This is a genomic window from Paraburkholderia lebeckiae (assembly GCF_050436225.1).
Classification (GTDB): Bacteria; Pseudomonadota; Gammaproteobacteria; order Burkholderiales; family Burkholderiaceae; genus Paraburkholderia; species Paraburkholderia tuberum.
Genome location: NZ_JBNDLU010000002.1, coordinates 1928284 through 1952941, shown reverse-complemented (window position 1 = coordinate 1952941; position 24658 = coordinate 1928284). Strand labels below are relative to the sequence as shown.

Sequence of the window (24658 nt, the reverse complement as noted above, 5' to 3'; positions counted from 1 at the left end):
CCCTTATTGCTGTTCGACGAGTGCGCGGGCTTCCGCGACGTGGCCGCGATACGCTTCGAAAATCTTGCGCAGCGCTTCGTCGAAAGTCGACGTGGGTGCCCAGCTGAGTTCCTGCTTCGTATTGTCGATCTTCGGCACGCGGTTCTGCACGTCCTGATAGCCGTTGCCGTAGTACGCGCCCGACGACGTTTCGACCAGTTGCACCTTCTTGGCCGAGTCCGCGTATTCGGGGAATTCGGCCGCGAGTGCCAGCATCTTGTGCGCGAGCTCACGCACCGAGAAGTTGTTGATCGGGTTGCCGATGTTATAGATCTTGCCGGTGGCGACGCCGTTCTTGTTCTCGATGATCTTCATCAGCGCGCTGATGCCGTCGTCGATGTCCGTGAACGCGCGCTTCTGCGCGCCGCCATCGACGAGGCTGATGTTCTCGCCGCGCACGATGTGGCCGAGGAACTGCGTGACCACGCGCGAGCTACCTTCCTTCGGCGTGTAGATCGAGTCGAGGCCCGGGCCGATCCAGTTGAACGGACGGAACAGCGTGAAGTTCAGGCCTTCCATGCCGTAGCCCCAGATCACCCGGTCCATCAGTTGCTTCGAGCACGCGTAGATCCAGCGCGGCTTGTTGATCGGGCCGTACGACAGCTGCGATTCTTCCGGATCGAACTGCTCGTCCGTGCACATGCCGTAGACCTCGGAGGTCGACGGAAACACCAGATGCTTGCCGTACTTGACGGCTGAACGCACGATCGGCAGGTTCGCCTCGAAGTCGAGTTCGAACACGCGCAGCGGCTGCTTCACATACGTTGCGGGCGTGGCGATCGCGACGAGCGGCAGAATCACATCGCACTTCTTGATGTGGTACTCGACCCACTCCTTGTTGATCGTGATGTCGCCTTCGAAGAAGTGCATCCGCTCATGATTGACGAGGTCGCCGAGACGTTCGGTCTGCATGTCCATTCCGAACACTTCCCAGTCGGTCGTTTCGAGAATGCGTTTGGACAGGTGATGGCCGATGAAGCCATTGACACCCAGAATCAGGACTTTTTTCATGAATGAGATTGGATGAGCTGGGCGAATTCCGCCGGACTGACGTCAGTCTCGCCGCCGCCGTGCTGGTGCCGCAATTCGTGGATGTTGATCGCGCGGCCGTCGCCGCAGATCGCGAAAACGGCATTATCGCTTACGTGCAGGCCCGGGGGCAAATCCGAGCGGAGCGCGCCGGGCGCGGCCAGACGCGCGCGCGCGACGATGAAACGGCGCCCGTTCAGCTCGGTGAAAGCGCCCGGATACGGCGGCGCGACCGCGCGGATCAGGTTGTAGACCTGTTGCGCGGACTGATTCCAGTCGATGCGGCCGTCTTCCGGTTTGCGCCCGCCGTAGTAACTGCCATGCGCGAGATCGTTCGGCAGATGCGGCGCCTCGCCCGCGAGCAGCGCCGGCAGCACGCGCCACAGCGTTTGCTCGGCGGCGACCGTCACCTTGTCGAAGACCTGCGCGGCGGTGTCGTCGGGCAGGATCGGCACCGGGGTTTGCGCAATGATCGCGCCGGCGTCGGGCTTCGCGGCCATTTCGTGCAGCGTTGCGCCGGTTTCGCTTTCGCCGTTGAGCACCGCCCAGTTGGTCGGCACGCGGCCACGATACTTCGGTAACAGCGAGCCGTGCATGTTGTAAGCGCCCCGTGCGGAGATCGCGAGCAGGTCGAGCGGCAACATGTGGCGGTAGTAGAACGAGAAGATGAAGTCCGGCCGCGCGGCGCTCACCGCGGCGCGCAGTTCGGGGCTCTTCGGATCGGCCGGCGTGACGACGGCAATGCCGTGCTCGGCTGCCACCGAAGCGACGCTGCCGAACCAGATGTTCTCGCTCGGGTTGTCTTCGTGGGTCACGACGAGCGCGACCTCGACGCCGCGCGCGAGCAGCACCTGCAGGCAGCGCACGCCGACGTTGTGATACGCGAATACGACGGCGCGTGGCTTCATGGATGGTGTCCCTGGTCGGCGACCGGCACCGGCTGCACGCCTTGCACGACGGTCTGACGCGGCGCTTCGGCGACGGCCCCGCCGTCGCGTTCCTCGAGAATGGTCTGCACCAGATAACGCGGCCGCGCACGCACCTGCTGATAGATCCGGCCGATGTATTCACCGAGCAGGCCGAGCGCGAAGATGATCACGCCGAGCAGGAAGAACGTGATGGCGAACAGCGTGAACACACCTTGCACTTCCGCGCCGATGATGAAACGGCGAATCAGCAGCAGGACGAACAGCGCCGCGGACCCTAGCGACAGGATCACGCCGATGAACGACAGCCATTGCAGCGGCACCACCGAGAAGCCGGTGACGAGGTCGAAATTCAGACGGATCAGCGAGTACAGCGAGTACTTCGACTCACCGGCGAAGCGTTCCTCGTGCGCGACCTCGATTTCCACCGGATTCTGCGCGAACGTGTACGCGAGCGCCGGAATGAACGTGTTGATTTCGCCGCAGCGGTTGATCGTATCGACGATATGGCGGCTGTAGGCGCGCAGCATGCAGCCCTGGTCGGTCATCTTGATGCGCGTGATGCGCTCGCGCAGATGATTCATCGCGCGCGACGCCTTGCGGCGCCACAGGCTGTCCTGGCGCTGCCGACGGATCGTGCCGACGTAGTCGAAGCCCTCGCGCATCTTCGCGACGAGCTTGCCGATTTCCTCGGGCGGATTCTGCAGGTCGGCGTCGAGCGTGATCACGATGTCGCCGCGTGACTGCTCGAAGCCCGCGAGAATTGCCATGTGCTGGCCGTAGTTGCCGTTCAGCAGGATCACGCGCGTGGTGTCGGGGCGCGCGCGGAACTGCCCGGCGAGCAGCGCCGCGGATTTGTCGCGGCTGCCGTCGTTGATGAAGATCACTTCATAACCGGTGCCGAGCGCGTCGAGCGCCGGATAGAGGCGCGCGAACAGCGCGGCCAGTCCGGCTTCCTCGTTGTACACCGGAATGATGATCGACACTTCCGGTGCGACGGCGCGATGTTCCGAATAAGTCATGTCCGCTTATTTTCCGTAGTGTTCGCAAATTTCGTTGACCGCGCGGCACACGCGCTCGACGTCGCCTTCGTTCATCAGCGTGAAGAGTGGCAGCGTGACGGTGGTGGCGCCGAAGCGCTCCGCGTGCGGGAACATGCCTTCCTTGAAGCCGCGCGCGCGGTACAGGGAAAACAGGTGCAGCGCCGGGTAGTGCACGCCCGAGCCGATGCCGCGCTCCTTCAGCTCGCCCATGAAGCCGGCGCGGTCGATCGACAGTTTTTCGAGCGGCAGCGTGATCTGGAACATGTGCCAGTTGCTGTTTTCGAAGTCCGCGGGCGGCAGGCCGACGCCGAGCTTAACGGCCGCGCCGCCTTCGAGTTGCGCGAAGTACGCGCGCACGAGCTTCTTGCGCTGCGCGATGAAGCGCTCGAGATGCGGCAGCTGGCCGAGGCCGACACGCGCGGCGACGTCGGTCAGGTTGTACTTGCCGCCGAGCACGTCGCAGTCCATGCCGTCGAAGCCGGTGCGCGTGATGCCCTGCAGGCGGTACTTCTGCGCGAGCACCGCTTCTTCCTCGTTGTTCAGCACCAGCGCGCCGCCTTCGACCGAGGTCAGGTTCTTGTTCGCGTGGAAGCTGAACGACACGATGTCGCCGAGCTTGCCGATGCGCTCGCCATTCCAGGTGGAGCCGAATGCCTGCGCGGCGTCTTCGATCACGCGCAGCTCGTGCGCGCGGGCGATCCCGTACAGACGGTCCATGTCGACCGGCAGGCCCGACAGGAACACTGGCAGCAACGCCTTGGTGCGCGGCGTGATCGCTTTTTCGAGCAGGTCGAGATCGATGTTGCGCGTGATCGGGTCGATGTCGGCGAACACTGGCGTCGCGCCGGTTTCGAGGATCACGTTGCTGGTCGACACCCAGGTGGCCGGCGTCGTGATCACTTCGTCGCCGGGACCGACGCCGGCGATGCGCAGGCCGATTTCGAGCGTCGCGGTACCAGAATTGAAGGTGCGCACCGGGCGGCCGCCGCAGAACTCGGACAGCGCGGCCTCGAACTTCTGGTTCTGCGGGCCGGTGGTGATCCAGCCGGAACGCAGCACGTCGGCGACGCCCTGGATCGTTTCCTCGTCGATCTCGGGTTTGACAAACGGCAAAAACGGGACTTGTGACTGGCTCATTGAATGCATCGCTCGATTGAAAGGGGCGCGGCCCGACAGGCGCGAAGTACGATGGGCGCGAAGTAAACCACAAACTACCCGCAAACCCAAGGCCGCGGCTTAAAAAACGCAACCGCTCAGCTTACCGCGGCCTACCTTACGTCAGGCTTAGGCGGCGCGTGTGCCGCGCGGCTTCCTACGCTGGGCACCGCGCCTAGCTGCGCGCGAGCACGACGACGCCGACGAGAATGATGCCGATGCCGATCAGCTTCTGCACCGACATCACTTCGCCGAACAGGTACCACGCGGCAATCGCGTTGACGACGTAGCCAAGTGACAGCATCGGATAGGCGATCGACACGTCCACGCGCGAGAGCCCGATGATCCACACCGCCACGCTAATCACGTAGCAGGCGAGCCCGCCGATGATCGGCGGCTGGGTTGCCAGCTTGAAGCCGATGGGCAGGATGTTCGCACGGGTGAATTCGAAGTGTCCAACGGCATTCGTGCCGGCCTTGAGCAGCAGCTGCGCGCCGGCGTTCAGCGTGACGCCGGCCAGGATGCAGAACAGGGAAATCGGGTTCATCGAACGGTCTGGTTCTCGAAAGGGTTAGGGCTTTGCCGCGGGCGTGGAGACGGGGGCCGGCGTGGCCGATGCTGCGGACCTCACTTCGACGACTGCCGAGGCGGCGATAGTGGGGGTAGCGGGTGCTGCTGCCGCCGCTGCGGCCGGGGCGGCGGCGGGAGCCGCGTCGACGAGCGGCTTCATCACCACCACGCGGCGCGGATCGCGCGCGATCACCTGCATCGGCACGCCTTGCTTGACGAGGCGGTCGTAGGTCGGCGGCGGGATCAGCGCGAGCGCGTAGCGATCGGCCTTCCAGCGCTCGATCCACGCGTCGACCGTCGGCACCCATTTTTGCGGCTCGACGGACACGCCGAATGCGAGCTCGTCCGGGTGCGCGACCATGATCATCGTGTGGCCGATGTAGAACGGCAGCGTGTGGTCGAGCACGCCGACCGAGTAGAACGGCGTGTCGGGCGGCAGCTTCGCGAGTTCGGCCTTGATCGCGGGCGCGAGCGGCGCGCCGGAGCTCAGGCGCCCGAACACGTCGTGGCCGGTGCCCGCGATGGTGCCGAGCAGCAGCCAGCCCGCGCCGAACGCGGCGAGGCTGCCGAGACCGACTCGCGCGTTGGCGCCCACGCCGCCCTGGCCGCGGCGGTTCAACCACAGCGCGAACAGCGTGAGCACGAACGCGACGGCTAGCGCGGCGAGCACCCACACGCGGTATTCGGCATACAGCTCGGCTGGATTGCGCGCAGTGCCGAAGCGCGGCAGGAACAGCGCCGCGAACGCGGCGATCACGAAAAACAGCGCGTAGCCCGCCAGATGCCGGCGCAGCTGCTCGCGCGTGACGAGCGGCAGATACATGCCGATCAGCATCGCGATCGGCGGCGCGATCGGCAGCGTGTAGGACAGCAGCTTCGAGTGCGACGCGCTGAAGAACAGGAAAATGAAGACGATCCATGTGAGCATCAGCGTGACCGGCGCGAAGCCGTTCGGCTGACGCGGCTGGCGCCACGCGTGGCGCACGCTTTGCACGGTTACCGACAGCCATGGCAGGAAGCCCACCAGCAGCACTGGCACGAAGTAGTAGAACGCGCCGGGGCGATTCTGCTCGGGCGTCAGATAGCGCTTGAACTGCTGAACGACGAAGAAGAAGTTCAGGAATTCCGGATTGCGCTGCTGCACGAGGACGAACCACGGCGTCACGATCGCGAAAAAAACGATCAGCCCGCTCACCAGATGCAGACGCTTCCACAGCGCCCAGTCGCGCGCGATCAGCGTATACAGCACCAGCACCGCGCCCGGCAGGATCATCCCGACCAGGCCCTTGGAGAGCACCGCCAGCGCCATCGACGCCCAGCACACCCACATCCAGCCGCGCACGCATGGGGGCCGCAGGTTCGGGCGCTGGGCGAGCAGCAGCGCGCACAGCGTGAGCGCCATCCAGAGCGACAGGCCCATGTCGAGCGTATTGAAGTGGCCCATCAGGTTCCAGTACGGCGAACAGGCGAGCACGAGTGCCGCGAACACGCCAGTCGCGGCGTTGAACACGCGGGCGCCGGTAAAGCCGATCAGCAGCACGCCGGCGAAGCCCGTCAGCGCGGTATAGAGGCGCGCCTGCCATTCGCCGATGCCGAACCACGCGAACGTGAGTGCGTTCGCCCACGTTTGCAGCGGCGGCTTCTCGAAGTACTTGTAGGCGTTGTAGCGCGGCGTGATCCAGTCGCCGGTCAGGAACATTTCGCGCGCCATTTCGGCGTAGCGGCCTTCGTCGCTCGGCAGCAGATGGCGCCAGCCGAGCGGCACGAACCAGATCACGGCGAGAACCAGCACCAGCAACAGGATCGCGGTGCGGTTGAGCGGTAGCCTCGACGGCGTATCGTTCATGAAATATCAACCCTTCTTGTTATCGACGGCGCGCGCACGGGCGCGACGCGGGGGGCAGAACCGGGCCGGCCGGGCGCGCCGGCGCGGGATGCACCGGCGCCGGGCACGCTCAGGCCTCGATCAGCAACGCGGCCGCGACCTTGCGGCCCTCGGCCATCAGAATGTTGTAGGTGCGGCAGGCGGCCTTGAAGTCCATCGTTTCTACGCCGATGCGTTTCGCGCTCAGCGCGGCGGTCAGGCGCGGGTGCGGAAAGCGCAGCCGCTCGCCGCTGCCGAACACGACCACTTCGGGCGCGGCGTCGACCAGCATCGCGAAATGCTCGGCGCTCAACTGCTCGAACGACGAGACGGGCCAGGGAATGACCGGCGCGTCCGGCAGCACGAGAATACTGCCCGCGTGACGCACCAGATTGATTTCGACGTAGTCGGCGCCGTAGCCGGTAACGGTATTGAGCGCGCCGCTGGAATCCTGATGTAATTTCAAATTGGTTTTCCGAAGTCGTCGTGAGACGTCATGCGTGTTGCCGGCCTGACTGCACGTCGCACAGGCCGCGCGGTTCGACGCGTGTGGCACACGAGAAGGCCGAAAAGGCTTGCCGATGCGGGTGGTGCATTGCGGAAGTCGGCCAAAATCCGCTAAATTATAACTTTTTAGCCGCCTTGCGGCGCCCCTCGCTCAAGTGCCGCCACAAGCCGCGCTGGGCGCATCGGCGTGGCCCACCGGCTACCTGGGTTGGCATCGCCCGCTTTCGCTGCGTTTTTTCCACGCCGGAACCCGGAAAGCCGCGGCCGCTCGACAGTTCGACCCCATTTCGCGGCTGGCCGCCGTCGCCGCCGCGTCCGAATTCCCCGTAGCGGCGAATCAGAGCGGCCCGGCGTCGTCAGCCAGGCCCCGTTTGCCCAAGGTTTGCCCCAGCCATCAACCAGGATGAAGTGCCCGCCGTGAAACCGATTCTCAAATCAAACAAGTTGTTGAATGTCTGCTACGACATTCGCGGGCCCGTCCTCGAACATGCGAAGCGGCTCGAAGAAGAGGGTCACCGCATCATCAAGCTGAACATCGGCAATCTGGCGCCGTTCGGCTTCGAGGCGCCGGACGAGATCATTCAGGACATGATCCTGAACCTGCCCAGCTCGTCGGGCTACTCCGACTCGAAGGGCGTGTTCGCCGCGCGCAAGGCGATCATGCACTACACGCAGCAAAAGGGCGTGCATGGCGTCGAGCTGGACGACGTCTACATCGGCAACGGCGCGTCCGAGCTGATCGTGATGGCGCTCCAGGGCCTCGTCAACGACGGCGACGAAGTGCTGCTGCCCGCGCCCGATTACCCGCTGTGGACCGCCGGCGTGAGCCTCGCGGGCGGCACGCCGGTGCACTACATCTGCGACGAGTCGAATAGCTGGATGCCCGACCTCGATGACATCCGCGCGAAAATCACGCCGAACACGCGTGCGCTCGTCGTCATCAACCCGAACAATCCGACCGGCGCGCTGTATTCGGACGAACTGCTGCTCGGCCTGATCGAGATCGCGCGCCAGCACGGCCTCGTGATCTTCGCCGACGAGGTCTACGACAAGATCGTCTACGACGGCAAGACGCACACGTCGATGGCGTCGCTGTCCGAAGACGTGCTGACCGTCACGTTCAACAGCCTGTCGAAGAGCTACCGCTCGTGCGGCTATCGCGCCGGCTGGATGGCCATTTCGGGCCTGATCGGCGAGAACCGCCGGCTCGCGAAAGACTATCTGGAGGGGCTCGGCATCCTCGCGTCGATGCGGCTGTGCCCGAACGTGCCCGGCCAGTACGCGATCCAGACCGCGCTCGGCGGCTATCAAAGCATCAACGACCTGATCGTGCCGGGCGGGCGCCTGTACAAACAGCGCGAGCTCGCCTACGACATGCTCACGGCGATCCCCGGCGTGAGCTGCGTGAAGCCGGAAGCGGCGCTGTACATGTTCCCGCGCCTCGACCCGAAGGTGTATCCGATCCAGAACGATCAGCAGTTCATCCTCGACCTGCTGCTCGAAGAGCGCGTGCTGCTCGTGCAGGGCACCGGCTTCAACTGGAAGACGCCGGATCACTTCCGCGTCGTGTTCCTGCCGAACGTCGACGACCTCGCGGATTCGATCAACCGGATCGCGCGCTTCCTCGACGGCTACCGCAAGCGTCACACAGCCTGAGCCGGCCTCGCGTACGATGTGGCGCGTGATGTGGCAAATGAGGCGCGCCGCTCGTGCCACCCCCGACACCCTTTTCAAACCTCTACTAGAAACACACGCTGCATGGAACCAATCAAAGTTGGACTGCTGGGCTTCGGCACGGTAGGCTGCGGCACCTTCACGGTACTGCGCCGCAATCAGGAAGAAATCAAACGTCGCGCGGGTCGCGGCATCGAGATTGCGCGCATTGCCGTGCGCAACCCGGCCAAGGCGACCGCGGCGCTCGGCGGCGAAGCCGGCAGCGTGGCGCTGACCGATGACTTCAACGCGGTCGTCGGCGATCCCTCGATCGCGATCGTCGCGGAAATGATCGGCGGCACCGGCATCGCGCGCGAGCTCGTGCTGCGCGCGATCAACAACGGCAAGCATGTGGTCACCGCCAACAAGGCGCTGCTCGCCGTGCATGGCACGGAGATTTTCGAGGCGGCGCGCGCGAACGGCGTGATGGTCGCGTTCGAGGCGGCGGTGGCGGGTGGCATTCCGATCATCAAGGCACTGCGCGAAGGGCTGACGGCGAACCGCATCCAGTACATCGCGGGCATCATCAACGGCACGACGAACTACATCCTGTCGGAGATGCGTGACCGTGGGCTCGATTTCGCGACCGCGCTGAAGGCCGCGCAGGAGCTCGGCTACGCGGAAGCCGACCCGACCTTCGACATCGAGGGCGTCGACGCGGCGCACAAAGCGACGATCATGAGCGCGATCGCGTTCGGCGTGCCGGTGCAGTTCGACCGCGCGTACGTCGAGGGGATCAGCAAGCTCGCCGCGATCGACATCAAATACGCCGAGGAACTCGGCTACCGCATCAAGCTGCTCGGCATCACGCGACGCACCGACAAGGGCATCGAGCTGCGCGTGCACCCCACACTGATTCCGGAAAAGCGTCTGCTCGCCAACGTGGAAGGCGCGATGAACGCGGTCGTCGTGCACGGCGACGCGGTCGGCACGACGCTGTACTACGGCAAGGGCGCGGGCGCCGAGCCGACGGCTTCCGCCGTGGTCGCCGATCTCGTCGACGTGACGCGTCTGCACACGGCCGACCCTGAGCACCGCGTGCCGCATCTGGCATTCCAGCCGGACAGCCTGTCGAACACCCCGATCCTGCCGATCGAAGAAGTCACGAGCGGCTACTACCTGCGTCTGCGCGTCGCCGACGTGACCGGCGTGCTCGCCGACATCACGCGCATTCTGGCGGACAGCGGCATTTCGATCGACGCGCTGCTGCAAAAGGAATCGGAGCTCGTCGACGCGAACGGCAAGGGCGAAACCGACATTCTGCTGATCACGCACGAGACGGTCGAAAAGCAGGTCAATGCCGCGATCAGGTCGATCGAGGCGCTGCAGACCGTCGTCTCGCAAGTCACGAAGCTGCGCATGGAAGCGCTGAACTAGGCCGAACTATGAACTACCTCTCCACGCGCGGCGCCGGAGCCGGCGAGCGCCATACCTTCTCCGACATCCTGCTCGGCGGTCTCGCGAAAGACGGCGGCCTGTATCTGCCGGCCGACTATCCGCGCGTCGCCGCGGACGAACTCACGCGCTGGCGCACGCTGCCGTACGCGGATCTCGCCTTCGAGATCCTGTCGAAGTTCTGCGACGACATTCCCGCCGACGACCTGCGCGCACTGACGCGCAAGACCTATACGGCCGCGACCTACTGCAACGTGCGCGACGACGAAAGCGCCGCGCAGATCACGCCGCTGAAGACGCTCGGCGTCGAAGACGGCGCGCCGCTGTCGCTGCTCGAACTGTCGAACGGTCCGACGCTCGCGTTCAAGGACATGGCAATGCAGCTGATCGGCAACCTGTTCGAGTACGCGCTCGCGAAGCATGGCGAAACGCTGAACATTCTCGGCGCGACGTCGGGCGACACCGGCAGCGCCGCTGAATACGCGATGCGCGGCAAGAAGGGCATCCGCGTGTTCATGCTGTCGCCGCACAAAAAGATGAGCGCGTTCCAGACCGCGCAGATGTACAGCCTGCAAGACCCGAACATCTTCAACCTCGCGGTGGAAGGCGTGTTCGACGACGCGCAGGACATTGTGAAGGCGGTGTCGAACGATCACGCGTTCAAGGCGAAGTACAAGATCGGCACGGTCAATTCGATCAACTGGGCGCGTGTCGTCGCGCAGGTCGTCTATTACTTCAAGGGCTACTTTGCCGCGACGAAGTCGAACGCCGAGCGCGTGTCGTTCACGGTGCCGTCGGGCAACTTCGGCAACGTATGCGCGGGTCATATCGCCCGCATGATGGGTCTGCCGATCGAGAAGCTCGTCGTCGCGACCAACGAGAACGACGTGCTCGACGAGTTCTTCCGCACTGGTATTTACCGCGTACGCAAGGCGGCCGAGACGTATCACACGAGCAGCCCGAGCATGGACATCTCGAAGGCATCGAACTTCGAGCGCTTCGTGTACGACCTGCTCGGCCGCGATCCGGCGCGCGTGCTGCAACTGTTCCGCGACGTCGAGGGGAAGGGCGGTTTCGATCTCGCGGCAAGTGGCGACTTCGCGCGCGTAAGGGAGTTCGGTTTCGTGTCGGGCAGCAGCAGCCACGACACCCGCGTCGACACGATCCGCGACGTGTTCCAGCGTTACGACACGATGATCGACACGCACACGGCCGACGGCGTGAAGGTCGCACGGGAGCATCTGCAGCCCGGCATTCCGATGATCGTGCTCGAGACCGCGCAGCCGATCAAGTTCGGCGAGACGATCCGCGAGGCGCTGCTGCGCGAGCCGGAGCGGCCGGCGGCGTTCTCGGGGCTCGAGTCATTGCCGCAGCGCTTCGAGGTCGTGCCCGCGGATGCGCAGCGGGTGAAGGACTTCATCGTCGCGAATACCGGCGAATAGAGGCGAGCGGGCCGCGTGAGCCGTTTTACGGCTCACGCGGGATGCCGCGTCGATTCACGTTGATCGACGCCCACGCCCGGACTACGAGAAAACGCTGGCCGCACCCTCCGCGGCCGCGCATCGAAAAACACAAAAAGCTCCCCATAACGCCCGGCTGCCCAGGCCAACGGCATCGGCCGCTACAATGTTCTTTTAACCTGCGGCTTCCACCCTCCAGATGTCCACACCCACGCCCCGCGCCCCGATGCTCGCCACTGCCGATGCGCTGGCGATCCTGCTCGACGCCGCGCGCGCGCTCGACGGTATCGAAACGCTGCCGACGCTCGACGCGCTGAATCGCGTGCTCGCCGCCGACGTCACGTCGCCGCTCGACGTGCCGCCGATGAACACGAGCGCGATGGACGGCTACGCGGTCCGTATCGCCGATCTCGCGCACGGCAGCCGCCTGCCGGTCTCGCAACGCATTGCGGCCGGCCATGCGCCGACGCCGCTCGCGCCCAACAGCGCGGCACGCATCTTCACCGGCGCGACGGTGCCCGCCGGCGCGGACGCGGTCGTGATGCAGGAGCAGACCGAGGTGGCTGGCGACGAGGTGACGATCGTGCATCGGCCGCAGGCGGGCGAGTGGATCACCGCGCAGGGCGCCGATATTCGCGCGGGCTCGGTGATCCTGCCGGCCGGCACGCGGCTCACGCCGCAGGCGTTGGGACTTGCCGCGTCGGTCGGATGCGCGCGGCTCGAGGTGCGCCGCCGCGTGAAGGTCGCCGTATTCTTCACCGGCGACGAACTGACGATGCCCGGCGAGCCGCTGAAGCCCGGCGCGATCTACAACTCGAATCGCTTCACGCTGCGCGGCCTGCTCGAGAAGCTAGGCTGCGACGTGACCGACTATGGCATCGTCGCCGATCAACTCGACGCGACCCGCGCGACGCTGCGCGAAGCCGCCGAGGCGCACGATCTGATTCTCACCTGCGGCGGCGTGTCGGTCGGCGAGGAGGATCACGTGAAGCCAGCGGTGGAGGCCGAAGGGCGTCTGTCGATGTGGCAGATCGCCATGAAGCCGGGAAAGCCGCTCGCGTTCGGCGCGGTGCGGCGTGGTGCGGGTGGTGCGGGTGGTGCGGGTGGTGCGGGGGGTGCAAATGGGGGCGAGCCGGCCGAAACGTTTTTCATCGGCCTGCCCGGCAATCCGGTGTCGAGCTTCGTGACGTTCCTGCTGTTCGTGCGTCCGTTCGTACTGCGGCTGGCCGGCGTGCAGGCGGTCGCGCCGCGCGCGCTGTCGCTGCGTGCGGACTTCACGCAGGGCAAGGCCGATCGCCGCAACGAGTTCCTGCGCGCGCGCGTCAACGTGGCGGGAGGGCTCGATCTGTTTGCCAATCAGAGTTCGGCCGTGTTGACGTCGACCGTGTGGGGCGACGGTCTGATCGACAATCCGCCGAACCACGCGATCAGCGCCGGCGAAACCGTGCGCTTCATTCCGTTTTCCGAACTGTTGAACTGAGGCCGGTCGTCCGCGCCATGCGCGGCGTAGACCGGCGGTATCCCGATGAAGATTGAACTCCGATACTTTGCGAGCGTGCGTGAAGCGCTCAATACGTCCGACGAAAGCGTCGAGGTGCCCGACGGCATCGCGACCGTCGGCGATGTGCGCGCGTGGCTGCGCGTGCGTGGCGGCATCTGGGCCGAGACGCTCGCCGAAGGCCGCGCGCTGCGCACGGCCTGCAACCACGTGATGACCGGCGCGAGCACGCGCATCACCGAGGGCTGCGAGGTCGCGTTCTTTCCGCCCGTCACCGGCGGCTGAGCGGCGCTCTCGCACATCACGTTCACGCCAGCGACAAAAGCCCTCAGGAGCCGTCCATGCCCGTTCGCGTCCAGACCGAAGACTTCGACCTCAGTGCCGAGGTGGCCGCGCTGCGCGCGCGCAATCCGAGCATCGGCGCGGTCGCGTGCTTCGTCGGCACCGTGCGCGATCTCAACGAGGGCAGCGCGGTCGAGACGATGGAGCTCGAGCATTATCCGGGCATGACGGAGAAGTCGCTCGAGGCGATCGTCGAGCGTGCGCGCGAACGCTGGCCGGGCATCGAGGTGCTGATCGTGCATCGCGTCGGCAAGCTGTATCCGCTCGATCAGATCGTGCTCGTTGCGACGACGGCCGCGCATCGCGGCGACGCGTTTGCGTCGTGTGAATTCGTGATGGACTATCTGAAGTCCGAAGCGCCATTCTGGAAGAAGGAGAAAACCGACGCGGGCGAGCGCTGGGTCGACGCGCGCGTGACCGACGATGCCGCGCTCGCGCGCTGGGGAATCGAATCGGGAAATCGGACTCCGGAGTAAACGCGTCGCGGGCCGCGGAGTTGCGACGGCGCACGCGGCCTCCTTGCGTCAGGGGCGTCGGCGCCGGCCGACGTTCACTCGTCCCGCGAGCGTCCGATGATCGGCACCGGGAACGGCTCCCCAGCCGGCCGTGACGGATGCTCGCCATCGTCGTCAACGTCGCCATCTCGCGGCCGACGCTTCGGCGCCACCCGCTCGAGCAGCGCCTGTTGCTCCGGCGGGATCTTGTAATCCCAGCCGAAACGGCTCAGCTGCAGACTCTGCGCAATCCGCAGCGCCGGCTCCATGAAACGGACCGCCGCGGCCGGTTGATAGCGCGATTCGACCGTATCGAGGAACAGATACAGCCAGCGGCTGAAATGCTGCGGCTCGATGCCTTCGAGCGGCTGATGCGCCTGCTGCACGTTGCCGCGATACTGCTTCGCGCCGAGCACGAGGCTGCTCCAGAATGTGCACATCTTCGGCAGATGGTCGTCCCAGCGGCCCGCGAGCTTCGCGTCGAAGACCGGACCGAGCAGCGGGTCGGCACGCACGCGATCGTAAAAGCCATAGACGAGGTCGCGGATATTGGCGTCGGTGGGTTCGGCCGCGCGTTCGACCGGCGGCGCGGCGGGGAAAGACGGATTCATGCGGATTCCAGAAAATTGCGGTTGCCGATGTCGGCTGAACTGAACCTTGCCCCCCCGTTTTTCTGACAAACGGTTGATGCGGAAAAAGCTACTATTGCTATCCGAAACAGTTTTGCAGCGCGATTCGGGGAGCGACGCCAGCCAGCCAGTCATGTTAGGGCGTAGCGCTCGTTCCCGGCAACCCTCGCGTCGACACGGTTATCGGGACGTTCAAGGCACTTGCTCGCAGCCTTTCAAGCTATACCAGGACCTATGAGACTTACCGACTACACGGATTACGCGCTGCGCGTGCTGCTGTACCTCGCGGTGCGGGGCGACGGATTATCGACGATTCAGGACATTTCGCAAGCCTACGGCATCTCGAAAAACCATCTGATGAAGGTCGTGCAGCAGCTGGGCGAACTCGGCTGGGTCGAAACCGTGCGCGGCCGCAACGGCGGCTTGCGGCTCGGCGCGCAATCGCTGTCGCTGACCGTTGGCGACGTGGTGCGGGTCACGGAAAGCGACTTTGCGCTGGTCGGTTGTCTGCCGGACCGCCAGGGCCAACAGCGACCTTGCGTCATCACGACGCAGTGCCGGCTCCGTGGCGCGTTGCAGGCGGCAAACCTCGCTTTTCTCGCCGAGCTCGATCGTTTTACGATCGGCGAAGTCGCGCAACCGAAAAGTCCGCTCGCGGCATTGCTCGGGTTGGGCTCCACGATTCAGATGGTGCCGCTGCCGATTCCGGTGGCATCGGATAGTACGCGCGGCGGCAGTCCGGCGACGCTGGGCCACAAGAACTAGAATATCCGACCGGCTCCCGGGTGCGCGATCCCGCCCGACCGCGTCACTGGGGAATGATCGCGGCAGTTCTTGCGCTCAAATGTTAAATAGTTGCGACCGAGGCCAAAAAAGCGCTTGAAACCCTAATAAAACGCCTCATTTTGGTGGTAATCGAAATTGGAGGTCTCTTGATGAGAATCGACAAACTCACCACTAAATTCCAGGAAGCGCTCGCGGACGCCCAGAGTCTGGCGGTTGGCCACGACAATCAGTACATCGAACCCGTCCACGTGCTGGCGGCACTCGTCGCGCAGCAGGACGGCTCCGCTCGCTCGCTGCTGTCGCGCGCCGGCGTGCACGTACAACCTCTACAAACCGCGCTGAACGACGCAGTCACGCGGTTGCCGCAAGTGCAGGGCACCGACGGCAACGTGCAGATCGGCCGCGAACTGACCGGTCTGTTGAACCAGGCGGACAAGGAAGCGCAGAAGCTCAACGACACGTTCATCGCGAGCGAAATGTTCCTGCTCGCGGTCGCCGACGACAAAGGCGAGGCCGGCCGTCTCGCGCGCGAGCACGGGTTGTCGCGCAAGGCGCTCGAAACCGCGATCGCCGCGGTGCGCGGCGGCTCGCAGGTGCATAGCCAGGACGCCGAAAGCCAGCGCGAAGCGCTGAAGAAATACACGATCGACCTGACCGAGCGCGCCCGCGCAGGCAAGCTCGATCCCGTGATCGGCCGCGACGACGAAATCCGCCGTTCCATTCAGATCCTGCAGCGCCGCACCAAGAACAACCCGGTGCTGATCGGCGAGCCGGGCGTCGGCAAGACCGCGATCGTCGAGGGGCTCGCGCAGCGCATCGTCAACGGCGAGGTGCCGGAAACGCTGAAGAACAAGCGCGTGCTGTCGCTCGACATGGCCGCGCTGCTCGCGGGCGCCAAATATCGCGGCGAGTTCGAAGAGCGCCTGAAGGCGGTGCTCAACGACATCGCGAAGGACGAAGGGCAAACCATCGTCTTCATCGACGAGATTCACACGATGGTCGGCGCCGGCAAGGCCGAAGGCGCGATGGACGCGGGCAACATGCTGAAGCCGGCGCTCTCGCGCGGCGAGCTGCATTGCGTCGGCGCGACCACGCTCGACGAATACCGCAAGTACATCGAAAAGGATGCCGCGCTCGAGCGCCGCTTCCAGAAGGTGCTGGTGGACGAACCGTCGGTCGAGGCGACCATCGCGATCCTGCGCGGTTTGCAGGAGCGCTATGAGCTGCACCACGGCGTCGACATCACCGACCCGGCGATCGTCGCGGCCGCCGAGCTGTCGCATCGCTACATCACGGACCGCTTCCTGCCCGACAAGGCGATCGATCTGATCGACGAAGCCGCGTCGAAGATCAAGATGGAAATCGACTCGAAGCCGGAGGAGATGGATCGGCTCGACCGTCGTCTGATCCAGCTGAAGATCGAACGCGAAGCGGTGAAGAAGGAGAAGGACGAGGCGTCGCAGAAGCGTCTGCAGCTGATCGAAGAGGAAATCGAGCGGCTCAACCGCGAATATTCGGACCTCGATGAAATCTGGACCGCGGAAAAAGCGGCGGTGCAGGGCAGCGCGCAGTTGAAGGAAGAGATCGAGAAGACACGTGCGGAAATCGTGCGTCTGCAGCGTGAGGGCAAGCTCGAGAAGGTGGCTGAATTGCAGTACGGCAAGCTGCCGGGTCTCGAGGCGCAGCTGAAGGAAGTCACGCGCGCCGAAGCCGAGGAGCAGAACAGTCCGAAGCGTCGGCGTCTGTTGCGCACGCAGGTCGGCGCGGAAGAGATCGCCGAGGTCGTGTCGCGGTCCACCGGTATTCCGGTGTCGCGCATGATGCAGGGCGAGCGCGAAAAGCTGCTGCAGATCGAGTCGAAGCTGCATGAGCGCGTGGTCGGCCAGGACGAGGCGATCAACGCGGTCGCCGATGCGATTCGCCGCTCGCGCGCTGGTCTGTCGGACCCGAACCGTCCGTATGGCTCGTTCCTGTTCCTCGGGCCGACCGGAGTCGGCAAGACCGAGCTGTGCAAGGCGTTGGCGTCGTTCCTGTTCGATTCGGAAGAGCATCTCATCCGTATCGACATGAGCGAGTTCATGGAGAAGCACAGCGTCGCGCGTCTGATCGGCGCGCCGCCGGGTTACGTCGGCTACGAGGAGGGCGGTTATCTGACCGAGGCCGTGCGCCGCAAGCCGTATAGCGTGATCCTGCTCGACGAAATCGAGAAGGCGCATCCGGACGTGTTCAACGTGCTGCTGCAGGTGCTCGACGACGGCCGCATGACCGATGGCCAGGGCCGCACCGTCGACTTCAAGAACACGGTGATCGTGATGACCTCGAACCTCGGTTCGCAGGTGATCCAGGCGATGGTCGGCGAGCCCCAGGAAGCCGTGAAGGACGCCGTGTGGGAAGAGGTGAAGCTGCACTTCCGGCCCGAGTTCCTGAACCGGATCGACGACGTCGTCGTGTTCCATGCGCTCGATCGCTCGAACATCCAGTCGATCGCGCGGATCCAGTTACAGCGTCTGCACGAGCGGCTCGCGAAGCTCGACATGCAGTTGGTGGTATCGGACGCGGCGCTCGAGCACATCGGCAAGGTCGGCTACGACCCGCTGTTCGGTGCGCGGCCGCTGAAGCGCGCGATCCAGCAGGAGATCGAGAACCCGATCGCGAAGCTGATTCTGGCCGGCAAGTTCGGTCCGAAGGATGTGATTCCGGTCGAAGTGGACGACGGCGAGGTGCGGTTCGAACGCGTCGTGCACTGAACGCGATGGCTTGATGACGCGACGGGACGACGGCAGTCGAGCCGTTCCCGCCAACGTTAAGAAACCGGCAACGAAGGTGACTTCGTTGCCGGTTTTCTTTTGCCCGCCGATTTCAAACCGGGCGTTGGCGTTGGCGTTGGCGTCGGCGTCGACCGGCAGCCTAAGCCGTCGCCAGCGCATGGCGCACAGCGTGCTTAAGCGTTGCCCTTGTTGCCGAGCAGCGCCGACAGGCCGCCGAGCGCGCCGAGCACCGTGGTCGCGTTCAGCTTTCCATCGGCCGGCACTTCGCCTTCCGGCGTGGCCGCGTTGACGACGTGCGGCAGGATCTGCGACAGCAGACCCGTCACCTGATCCGGCTGGACGCCGGCCTTGGCGGCGAGACCGGTCACGGCTTCCGAGCCCAGCACGTTATGCAGCGCATCGGGTGCGATCGGCTGGTTTTCGCCATTGCCGACCCACGATGACACGACGTCGCCGAGGCCCTTTTCCTGGAAGCGCTGGATCAGGCCGTTCAGGCCACCAGGCTGGTTGTTGACGAATTCGAGCGCGGCGGCGATCAGCGCTTGCTGGCCGCCGCCTTCTGGCGATTTGCCAAGCAGGGAACCGATGGTGTCGAGTAGGCTCATGACGGTCTCTCTTCAATGCCGGCGCGTATGACGGCCGGGCGGGTGACGTCGACGCGCGGTTGCGCGTCGCGGTGAAACGCAGGGCGGCAGCCCCGCCGGGCTCAAGCGCCGGACGCAGCCGCGGCGGATGCCGCCTTGCTCTTCTTCACTTTCTTCTTCGAAGCCTTGGTGCCGGACGCGTCGGCCGGCGCGCTAGCCGCGACGGCCGGAGCCGAAGCGGCTGCTGCTTCGGATGCTGCGGCCTTGTCCTTCTTCTTCGACTTCGACGGCTTCGCGGCCGAGGCAGGGGCAGCCGCGGCCGGTGCTGCCGTCGTGGCAGCGGGCGCGGCGGCGGTGGTTGCCGCGGGAGCCGCCGGTGTGGTCTTCGTGGCCGGCTTGGTGGACGTCTTCGCGCCGGTCGGCGGTGCCGACGAGCCGTTGATCGTCAGTCCGGCCGCTTCGAGGTTCTCGACCGATTTCTGGCCGATGCCCTTCACACGCGCGGCGAGATCGTCGGCGTTCTTGAACGGGCCGTTTTTGCCGCGTTCGTCGAGGATCGCTTTCGCATGCACGGGGCCGATGCCCTTGACCGATTCGAGCGCGGCCTGATCGGCGGTATTCACTTCCACGGCCGCGGCAAATCCGGCCGACAGCGACAAAGCCACAGCGACGCAAAGCATGAAAAGCTTCTTCAGCATGGCAAGCACTCCATTGAGGGCAAAAAGTTAGCCGGGAACGGACGACCTATCCTGTCAGCGGGCGCTGCGTTTAAGCATAGGACAAATCGCAAGCCCGATTTGAGATAGCGGACGATTTATACCGTTCGATTGATGACAAGTAAATCCGCCACACAATATTTAAAGCTTTTAGCGGCATGCAGTGCCGGTGAATTTATCGGTCGATATCGATCACAATGACTCGTCTGCGATAAAGAACGAGCAACGCAAAGGAATGACAGCGTCCGACGCTTGACTTAGAGTGCACTCGAAGTCCTAACCTGAGTCCGTCATGTCGAAACACTCAACCGCGCTCACCATCGGTCAGGTTGCCGAAACGATCGGCGTGTCCACGCACACGCTGCGCTATTACGAACAGGCCGGCTTGATCCGGCCGGTCGGACGCACGCAGACGGGGCACCGGCTGTACTCGCCGGCCGATCTCGACTGGTTGCGCTTCGTGATGCGTCTGAAGGCAACGGGCATGTCGATCTCCGGCATGCAGCAGATCGCCGCGCTGCGCGCGCAAGGCCATCCGACGATGCGCGCACGCCGCGACCTGCTGGTTGCGCATCGCACCGCGCTGCTCGCGCGGATCGCCGATCTGCAGAGCAACCTCGGCGCGATCGACGACAAGATCGCGTACTACGAGGCGGCCACGAGCGGCGCGCTTGAGCCCGATCCGGCACGACAGGACGACGAAACCTCGTCGCCCTCACACTCCGATAAGGACTCGCAATGGACTACGCACACAACGACCGCTACGCGCGGGGCTGGGACAAGCTCAGGGAAATCGACGGTTCGGCGGGCGAACAGGTAATCGCCGCGCTCGCGCCAGTCGCGCCGGAATTCGGACGCCTGTTGATTGAATTCGGCTTCGGCGACATCTACAGCCGGCCGCAGCTCGATCTGCGCACGCGTGAGATTGCGACGATCGCGTCGCTCGCGACCCTCGGCTGCGCGCAGCCGCAGCTGAAGGTACATATCGAGGCGGCGCTGAACGTCGGCTGCACGCGCGAGCAGATCGTCGAGGTGTTCATGCAGATGGCGCTTTATGCGGGCTTTCCGGCCGCGCTCAATGCGCTGTTCGCGGCGCAGGAAATTTTTGAGGCCAAGGATCGGGAGGGGGAGGCCGCATACGCGGCGTCAGCAGGCTGAGCTGCGCGGGGAACGGAAAGGCGGATGCAGAACAGGTCGTCTCTCACCCCGGCTTGGGTGCAACTGACGGTCCGGTCGGTGCTATTCGAGGCCTTCCCAACCCCCCCATCCCTTCAAACAGCCGAATCGACCCGCGCCGCCGCAGCCTCGCGCAAATAGCGCTGGCTCACGAATCGCCAGTACACGAGCAAGCCGAGGCCGGCAATCGCGAGACTTGCGGAATTCGCGACCCAGAAGCCGCGCGCGCCGGTCAGCCAGGGCGGCGTGAGGCCGGTCGTATCGAAGCCGAGCGCATAGCCGCCGCCGAGCCCGACTCCCCACAGCGCCACCGCATAGATGATGGTCGGCACGACCGCGACCTTGTAGGCGCGCAGCACGAACGCGGTCGAGATCTGCAACGCGTCGAACAAGTGGTAGCAGGCGACGATCAGCACCAGCGGCAACGCCTTCGCCGCGACCTGCGCGTTCGTCGTATAGCCGTCGACAATGTACGGCCGCAGCACGAGCACGAGCGCGCCGTAGCAGCACGCGATCGCAACCGCCATCGCGATGCCGTGACGCGACAGCGTGCGCGCCGCCTGCGGCCGATGCGCGCCGAGCGCCTGCGCGACCAGTGTCGACGACGCGATGCCGATCGACAGTGGCGTCATATAGAGCACCGCGCCGACGTTGCCGGCGATCTGATGTCCGGCGAGCGTCGTCGTGCCGAAACGCGCGATGAAAAGCGCCATGAACGTGTACGACGTGACCTCGATCAGATACGACAACCCCATTGGAATACCGAGCCGCAGTTGCGCGGCCTGGCGCTTCCAGACCGGCCAGCAGAAGTGCGTGAAGATGCCGAGTGCCTTGAAATCGTCGACGCGCGCGAGCAGCAGCATGCCGAGCGCCGCGAGTGCCCAGTTGAGCAGCGTGCTCGCGAGCGCGCAGCCCGGACCGCCCAGCGCGGGCACGCCGAGGCCGCCGAAAATGAACCAGGTATTGAGCGGAATTTTCAGCAGCAGCGCGGCGATCTGCAGGAACATCACGAGCCGCGGTTTGGCGAGCGCGTTGGCAACGGAGCCGTAGACGCGGAAGGCGAGGCCGGCGGGCAGCCCGAACGCGAGAATCCGCAGGTACGCGAGCGTGCGCTCGTGCAGCGCGTCGGGCACCCGCGACAACGCCAGCAGCGGTCCGGGGAAGAACAGGATCAGAAAGCCGATCACGGTCAGCGCGGCGGCAAGCCACCATGACTGGCGGACCTCTTCGCCGATCTCGCCGTAGCGACGCGCGCCGTACAGCTGCGCGGTGATCGGCTGCAGCGCGGTCACGATGCCGGTCAGGCCGATATAGACCGAGACGTAGATCGACGAGCCGAGGCCGAGCGCGGCCAGATCGACGGCCGAGTAGCGCCCGACCATCGCCGTGTCGATCACGCCGAACGCGATGATCGCCAACTGGCCGATCAATACGGGCCACGCGAGCGCGGCGATTTTCCGTACGTCGGCGAACATGGTCAGTCGAGCTTCTTGTGCCAGTTGCGGCGCTTGCCGGGCGGCGGCTTGGGACGGTCGATGCGCACGTACAGGCGGAAGCGTTCGTCGCGGTCCGCCGCGCGGCGGCCTTCCCACACGAGCTTCCAGATGTAGTCGGGCATCGCGCTAGGGTCGCCGTAGTCCTGCGAGTCCTGACGCAGGATCACGTCGCAGTCCTGGTCGAACGAGAAGTGCATGTCGCCGAAATATGCGAACGTCGCGATCTGCGCATTGCCGAGGCGTACCGGCGCGATGCACGTGTAGTCATCGGGCAAGTGGTTGGCGATCTGCTGCGCGACGTCGCGATAGGTCCGGCTGTAGTTGACGACCGGCAGCCACAGCGTCATCAGCAACACCCACATCAGCGTGGTGCCGGCGCTCGACAGCACGACGCTGCGCCACAGCACCTTCGGATGACGCGCGAGGCGCCAGCGCACCAGCAGGAACCAGCACACGGTCACCGCGACCGCGCACACGAACGACAGAATCTTGAACTGCGGCACGAAGCCGGGCGCGAGTCGCGCGAGATTGCGCGCGAGCGGGTGCGGAAAGCCGGTCAGGCCTGCCACATATACGAGCCACACGAAGCTGCCGAGGATCGTGAAGCTCAGCAGCGCGAACCAGTCGATCGCGTTGATCGCGCCGCGCTTGAGCGTCGGCAACGCGAAAGTGGCGAGCACCGCGAGCGGCGGCAGCAGCAGCATGTAGAGTCGGTTCGACTGATGGCTTTGCAGCACGACGAGCACGAACAGCGGCCCGATCACCGACAGCGGAATCGCCACGTGCGGCGCGCGCCGCAATCCCTGCCAGCTGAACCACGACCACAGCGCGAGCGGCCACGCGGGCCATGTGAAGAGCGGCAGGTTTTTCAGCGCATACGCGGCGACCGAGCCGGGCGGGCCCGCGAACGAACTCAGGCTCACGTGCAGCCACTGGTTCAGATACCAGACAGCGTCGTCGGGGAACGCGGTGAGCGCGATGATCGGCCACGACACCGCGAGCACGAGCGCCACGGGCAGACCCGCGAGCAGCAGCCAGCGCGATCGCGTTTCGCGCACGATCAGCGTCATCGCGAGCGTGCCGAGCAGCAGCGCGCCGACCAGCACCGGACTGCTCGCGAGTGTGACGAGGCCGATCGCGAGACCCCAGGTCAGCGCGCCCTGAATCGGCTTGTCGATCATGCGCACGAGGCCGTACACGAGCATCGCGATGCAGACGAACTGCACGAGCTGCGGCGTGGTCTCGTGACCGCGCTCGGCGAGGCCGAAGCACGCGAGCAGGATCAGCAGTGCGCCATCGGCGAGCGTGCGGCCATAGTCGCGCGGTTCCGGCTCGCCGCCGAACGCATATTTGAACGGCTGCACTTCGGCACGCCGGCCGAGCAGATACGCCGCGTACCAGACGAACGCGCAGCCCGCGCAGAACAGCAGGCCCGTGAACACGCGCGACGCGTTGCTCGCGTCGACCCACGGTGCGAGGACGCGGATCGCGCTCGCGCCGAGCCAGTAGCCGAGCGGGCCGTCCTCGGTCAGATATTTGCCGACCAGATTCGGCAGCAGCCAGTCGTGCGCGCCGCCGTTCGCCATCGTCCACATCACACCAAAGCCGGCTGCGTCCTCGTTCTTCCACGGATCGCGGCCGAATAGGCCGAACGAGGCGTAGACGATACAGATGGCCAGCAGCAGCCAGCGCGGCAACGCACTGGTCGCAGAGGCGGTGAGGCGAACGACAGGTCTCATGCGGTGTGTGGAGTCTGGATAAACGATGCAGCCGGAGCGGCCTGGCAGGTCAGGGCGCAAGGGCCCGTTTCGAGCATCCGGCATTGTAGTCGTGCCGTGCGATGCACGTCACGGCCGGTAACGCCCGGCAACGTCAATGGACAAGCTGTAACACAGTGTCGCGAAAGCGCGGCGCGCTCCTTCTGGCTGAAGGCTTCGCGCGGCGCGCGACCCAGCGGGCGCAAGCGCAGGCGACAAAAAAGGGCAGCTCGCGCTGCCCTTTCTGTTTGCTCCGTTGCCGGCCGGAAGCCGGCAACGTTGCGGTATTACTTTACTGCCTTGCCCGAAGCACGTGCGCCGAACTTCTTGTTGAACTTCTCGACGCGGCCGGCCGTGTCCATGATCTTTTGCTGGCCGGTGTAGAACGGATGCGATTCCGACGACACTTCGACCTTCGCGAGCGGGTAGGTCTTGCCGTTGAATTCCGCGGTTTCGCGCGTCTGGATGGTCGAGCGCGTCACGAACCTGAAGTCGTTCGACATATCGACGAACAGGACTTCGCGGTAATTCGGGTGAATGCCTTCTTTCATGGTCTTTCCTTTAATCTGGCGGTAGCCAACCCGCGTGCAGCCTGGAACTGGACTGCCTTCAGGCGCGAGCCACTTGCCTACGGTCGAAAAACCGCGATTATGCCAGAAAATCAGTCGTTTGGCGATTTTTCTGCCAGCGGATTCTATTGCGGCGCAAGCG

Annotated in this window: 23 protein-coding genes; 10 read left to right on the top strand and 13 right to left on the bottom strand. The window is 65.0% G+C overall.

Annotated features, from left to right (window positions below; all coding sequences use genetic code 11):
• Positions 1 to 3: 3 nt before the first annotated feature.
• From OKW45_RS23595 to OKW45_RS23565, 7 genes are all read right to left on the bottom strand, one after another.
• Positions 4 to 1050 (bottom strand): bifunctional UDP-4-keto-pentose/UDP-xylose synthase, encoded by a 1047-nt coding sequence (locus OKW45_RS23595; protein ID WP_018418164.1) that lies wholly within the window; start codon positions 1048 to 1050, stop codon positions 4 to 6.
• Positions 1047 to 1976 carry a formyltransferase gene (locus tag OKW45_RS23590; RefSeq protein ID WP_018418163.1) on the bottom strand — a complete coding sequence of 310 codons (930 nt, stop codon included), beginning with the start codon at positions 1974 to 1976 and terminating at the stop codon, positions 1047 to 1049. Before OKW45_RS23590 ends, OKW45_RS23595 begins: the two co-directional genes overlap by 4 nt.
• On the bottom strand, positions 1973 to 3016 hold the full coding sequence (locus tag OKW45_RS23585; RefSeq protein WP_018418162.1) for a glycosyltransferase: 1044 nt from the start codon (positions 3014 to 3016) through the stop codon (positions 1973 to 1975). The genes OKW45_RS23590 and OKW45_RS23585 overlap by 4 nt, the downstream gene beginning before the upstream one ends.
• A gap of 6 nt (positions 3017 to 3022) precedes the next feature.
• The gene (locus OKW45_RS23580; protein WP_429471454.1) at positions 3023 to 4174 is read right to left on the bottom strand and encodes a DegT/DnrJ/EryC1/StrS family aminotransferase; all 1152 of its coding nucleotides are present in this window, start codon (positions 4172 to 4174) and stop codon (positions 3023 to 3025) included.
• A 193-nt stretch (positions 4175 to 4367) separates the two neighbouring features.
• The gene (locus OKW45_RS23575) at positions 4368 to 4739 is read right to left on the bottom strand and encodes an SMR family transporter (protein ID WP_018418160.1); all 372 of its coding nucleotides are present in this window, start codon (positions 4737 to 4739) and stop codon (positions 4368 to 4370) included.
• A 24-nt stretch (positions 4740 to 4763) separates the two neighbouring features.
• Entirely contained in the window at positions 4764 to 6608 is a 1845-nt protein-coding gene (locus tag OKW45_RS23570) for a glycosyltransferase family 39 protein (RefSeq protein WP_429471452.1), read from the bottom strand.
• Positions 6609 to 6717: 109 nt separating this feature from the next.
• Complete coding sequence (locus OKW45_RS23565) at positions 6718 to 7092, bottom strand: Mth938-like domain-containing protein (RefSeq protein ID WP_018418158.1); 375 nt, start codon at positions 7090 to 7092, stop codon at positions 6718 to 6720.
• A gap of 449 nt (positions 7093 to 7541) precedes the next feature.
• Here OKW45_RS23565 and OKW45_RS23560 point away from each other — a divergent pair, with 449 nt between their 5' ends.
• From OKW45_RS23560 to OKW45_RS23535, 6 genes are all read left to right on the top strand, one after another.
• Positions 7542 to 8789 carry a pyridoxal phosphate-dependent aminotransferase gene (locus OKW45_RS23560; protein WP_018418157.1) on the top strand — a complete coding sequence of 416 codons (1248 nt, stop codon included), beginning with the start codon at positions 7542 to 7544 and terminating at the stop codon, positions 8787 to 8789.
• A gap of 102 nt (positions 8790 to 8891) precedes the next feature.
• Positions 8892 to 10223 (top strand): homoserine dehydrogenase, encoded by a 1332-nt coding sequence (locus OKW45_RS23555; RefSeq protein ID WP_429471450.1) that lies wholly within the window; start codon positions 8892 to 8894, stop codon positions 10221 to 10223.
• Between the two features lie 8 nt (positions 10224 to 10231).
• The gene (thrC, locus tag OKW45_RS23550; protein WP_018418155.1) at positions 10232 to 11683 is read left to right on the top strand and encodes a threonine synthase; all 1452 of its coding nucleotides are present in this window, start codon (positions 10232 to 10234) and stop codon (positions 11681 to 11683) included.
• 244 nt (positions 11684 to 11927) lie between these two features.
• Positions 11928 to 13181: a molybdopterin molybdotransferase MoeA gene (locus OKW45_RS23545; RefSeq protein ID WP_429471448.1), complete on the top strand. Its 1254-nt coding sequence runs from the start codon at positions 11928 to 11930 to the stop codon at positions 13179 to 13181.
• Between the two features lie 45 nt (positions 13182 to 13226).
• On the top strand, positions 13227 to 13484 hold the full coding sequence (gene moaD / locus OKW45_RS23540; RefSeq protein ID WP_018418153.1) for a molybdopterin converting factor subunit 1: 258 nt from the start codon (positions 13227 to 13229) through the stop codon (positions 13482 to 13484).
• A gap of 56 nt (positions 13485 to 13540) precedes the next feature.
• On the top strand, positions 13541 to 14017 hold the full coding sequence (locus OKW45_RS23535; RefSeq protein WP_429471446.1) for a molybdenum cofactor biosynthesis protein MoaE: 477 nt from the start codon (positions 13541 to 13543) through the stop codon (positions 14015 to 14017).
• A 74-nt stretch (positions 14018 to 14091) separates the two neighbouring features.
• On the opposite strand, the gene OKW45_RS23530 is transcribed toward OKW45_RS23535, so the two are convergent.
• Entirely contained in the window at positions 14092 to 14646 is a 555-nt protein-coding gene (locus OKW45_RS23530) for a group III truncated hemoglobin (RefSeq protein ID WP_018418151.1), read from the bottom strand.
• 252 nt (positions 14647 to 14898) lie between these two features.
• On the opposite strand from OKW45_RS23530, the gene OKW45_RS23525 reads away from it, so the two are divergent.
• A complete protein-coding gene (locus OKW45_RS23525) occupies positions 14899 to 15429 on the top strand; it encodes an Rrf2 family transcriptional regulator (RefSeq protein WP_018418150.1) in 531 nt (176 codons plus the stop codon).
• Positions 15430 to 15599: 170 nt separating this feature from the next.
• A complete protein-coding gene (gene clpB / locus OKW45_RS23520) occupies positions 15600 to 18197 on the top strand; it encodes an ATP-dependent chaperone ClpB (RefSeq protein WP_429471444.1) in 2598 nt (865 codons plus the stop codon).
• 194 nt (positions 18198 to 18391) lie between these two features.
• On the opposite strand, the gene OKW45_RS23515 is transcribed toward clpB, so the two are convergent.
• Entirely contained in the window at positions 18392 to 18823 is a 432-nt protein-coding gene (locus OKW45_RS23515; protein ID WP_018418148.1) for a YidB family protein, read from the bottom strand.
• Between the two features lie 101 nt (positions 18824 to 18924).
• Positions 18925 to 19500: a ComEA family DNA-binding protein gene (locus OKW45_RS23510; protein ID WP_429471442.1), complete on the bottom strand. Its 576-nt coding sequence runs from the start codon at positions 19498 to 19500 to the stop codon at positions 18925 to 18927.
• A gap of 310 nt (positions 19501 to 19810) precedes the next feature.
• Between OKW45_RS23510 and OKW45_RS23505 the strand changes: the two genes are divergently transcribed.
• The gene (locus OKW45_RS23505; RefSeq protein ID WP_429471440.1) at positions 19811 to 20338 is read left to right on the top strand and encodes a MerR family transcriptional regulator; all 528 of its coding nucleotides are present in this window, start codon (positions 19811 to 19813) and stop codon (positions 20336 to 20338) included.
• On the top strand, positions 20257 to 20676 hold the full coding sequence (locus OKW45_RS23500; RefSeq protein ID WP_429471438.1) for a carboxymuconolactone decarboxylase family protein: 420 nt from the start codon (positions 20257 to 20259) through the stop codon (positions 20674 to 20676). Before OKW45_RS23505 ends, OKW45_RS23500 begins: the two co-directional genes overlap by 82 nt.
• Positions 20677 to 20789: 113 nt before the next feature.
• Here the strand turns inward: OKW45_RS23500 and OKW45_RS23495 are convergent, their stop codons facing one another.
• From OKW45_RS23495 to OKW45_RS23485, 3 genes are all read right to left on the bottom strand, one after another.
• Positions 20790 to 22169, bottom strand: coding sequence for an MATE family efflux transporter (locus tag OKW45_RS23495; RefSeq protein WP_018418144.1), 1380 nt, complete (start codon positions 22167 to 22169; stop codon positions 20790 to 20792).
• Positions 22170 to 22171: 2 nt separating this feature from the next.
• Positions 22172 to 23929, bottom strand: a complete 1758-nt coding sequence (locus OKW45_RS23490; protein ID WP_026225412.1) for an ArnT family glycosyltransferase — start codon at positions 23927 to 23929, stop codon at positions 22172 to 22174.
• Between the two features lie 305 nt (positions 23930 to 24234).
• Positions 24235 to 24498 (bottom strand): type B 50S ribosomal protein L31, encoded by a 264-nt coding sequence (locus OKW45_RS23485; protein ID WP_018418142.1) that lies wholly within the window; start codon positions 24496 to 24498, stop codon positions 24235 to 24237.
• Positions 24499 to 24658: the final 160 nt, after the last annotated feature.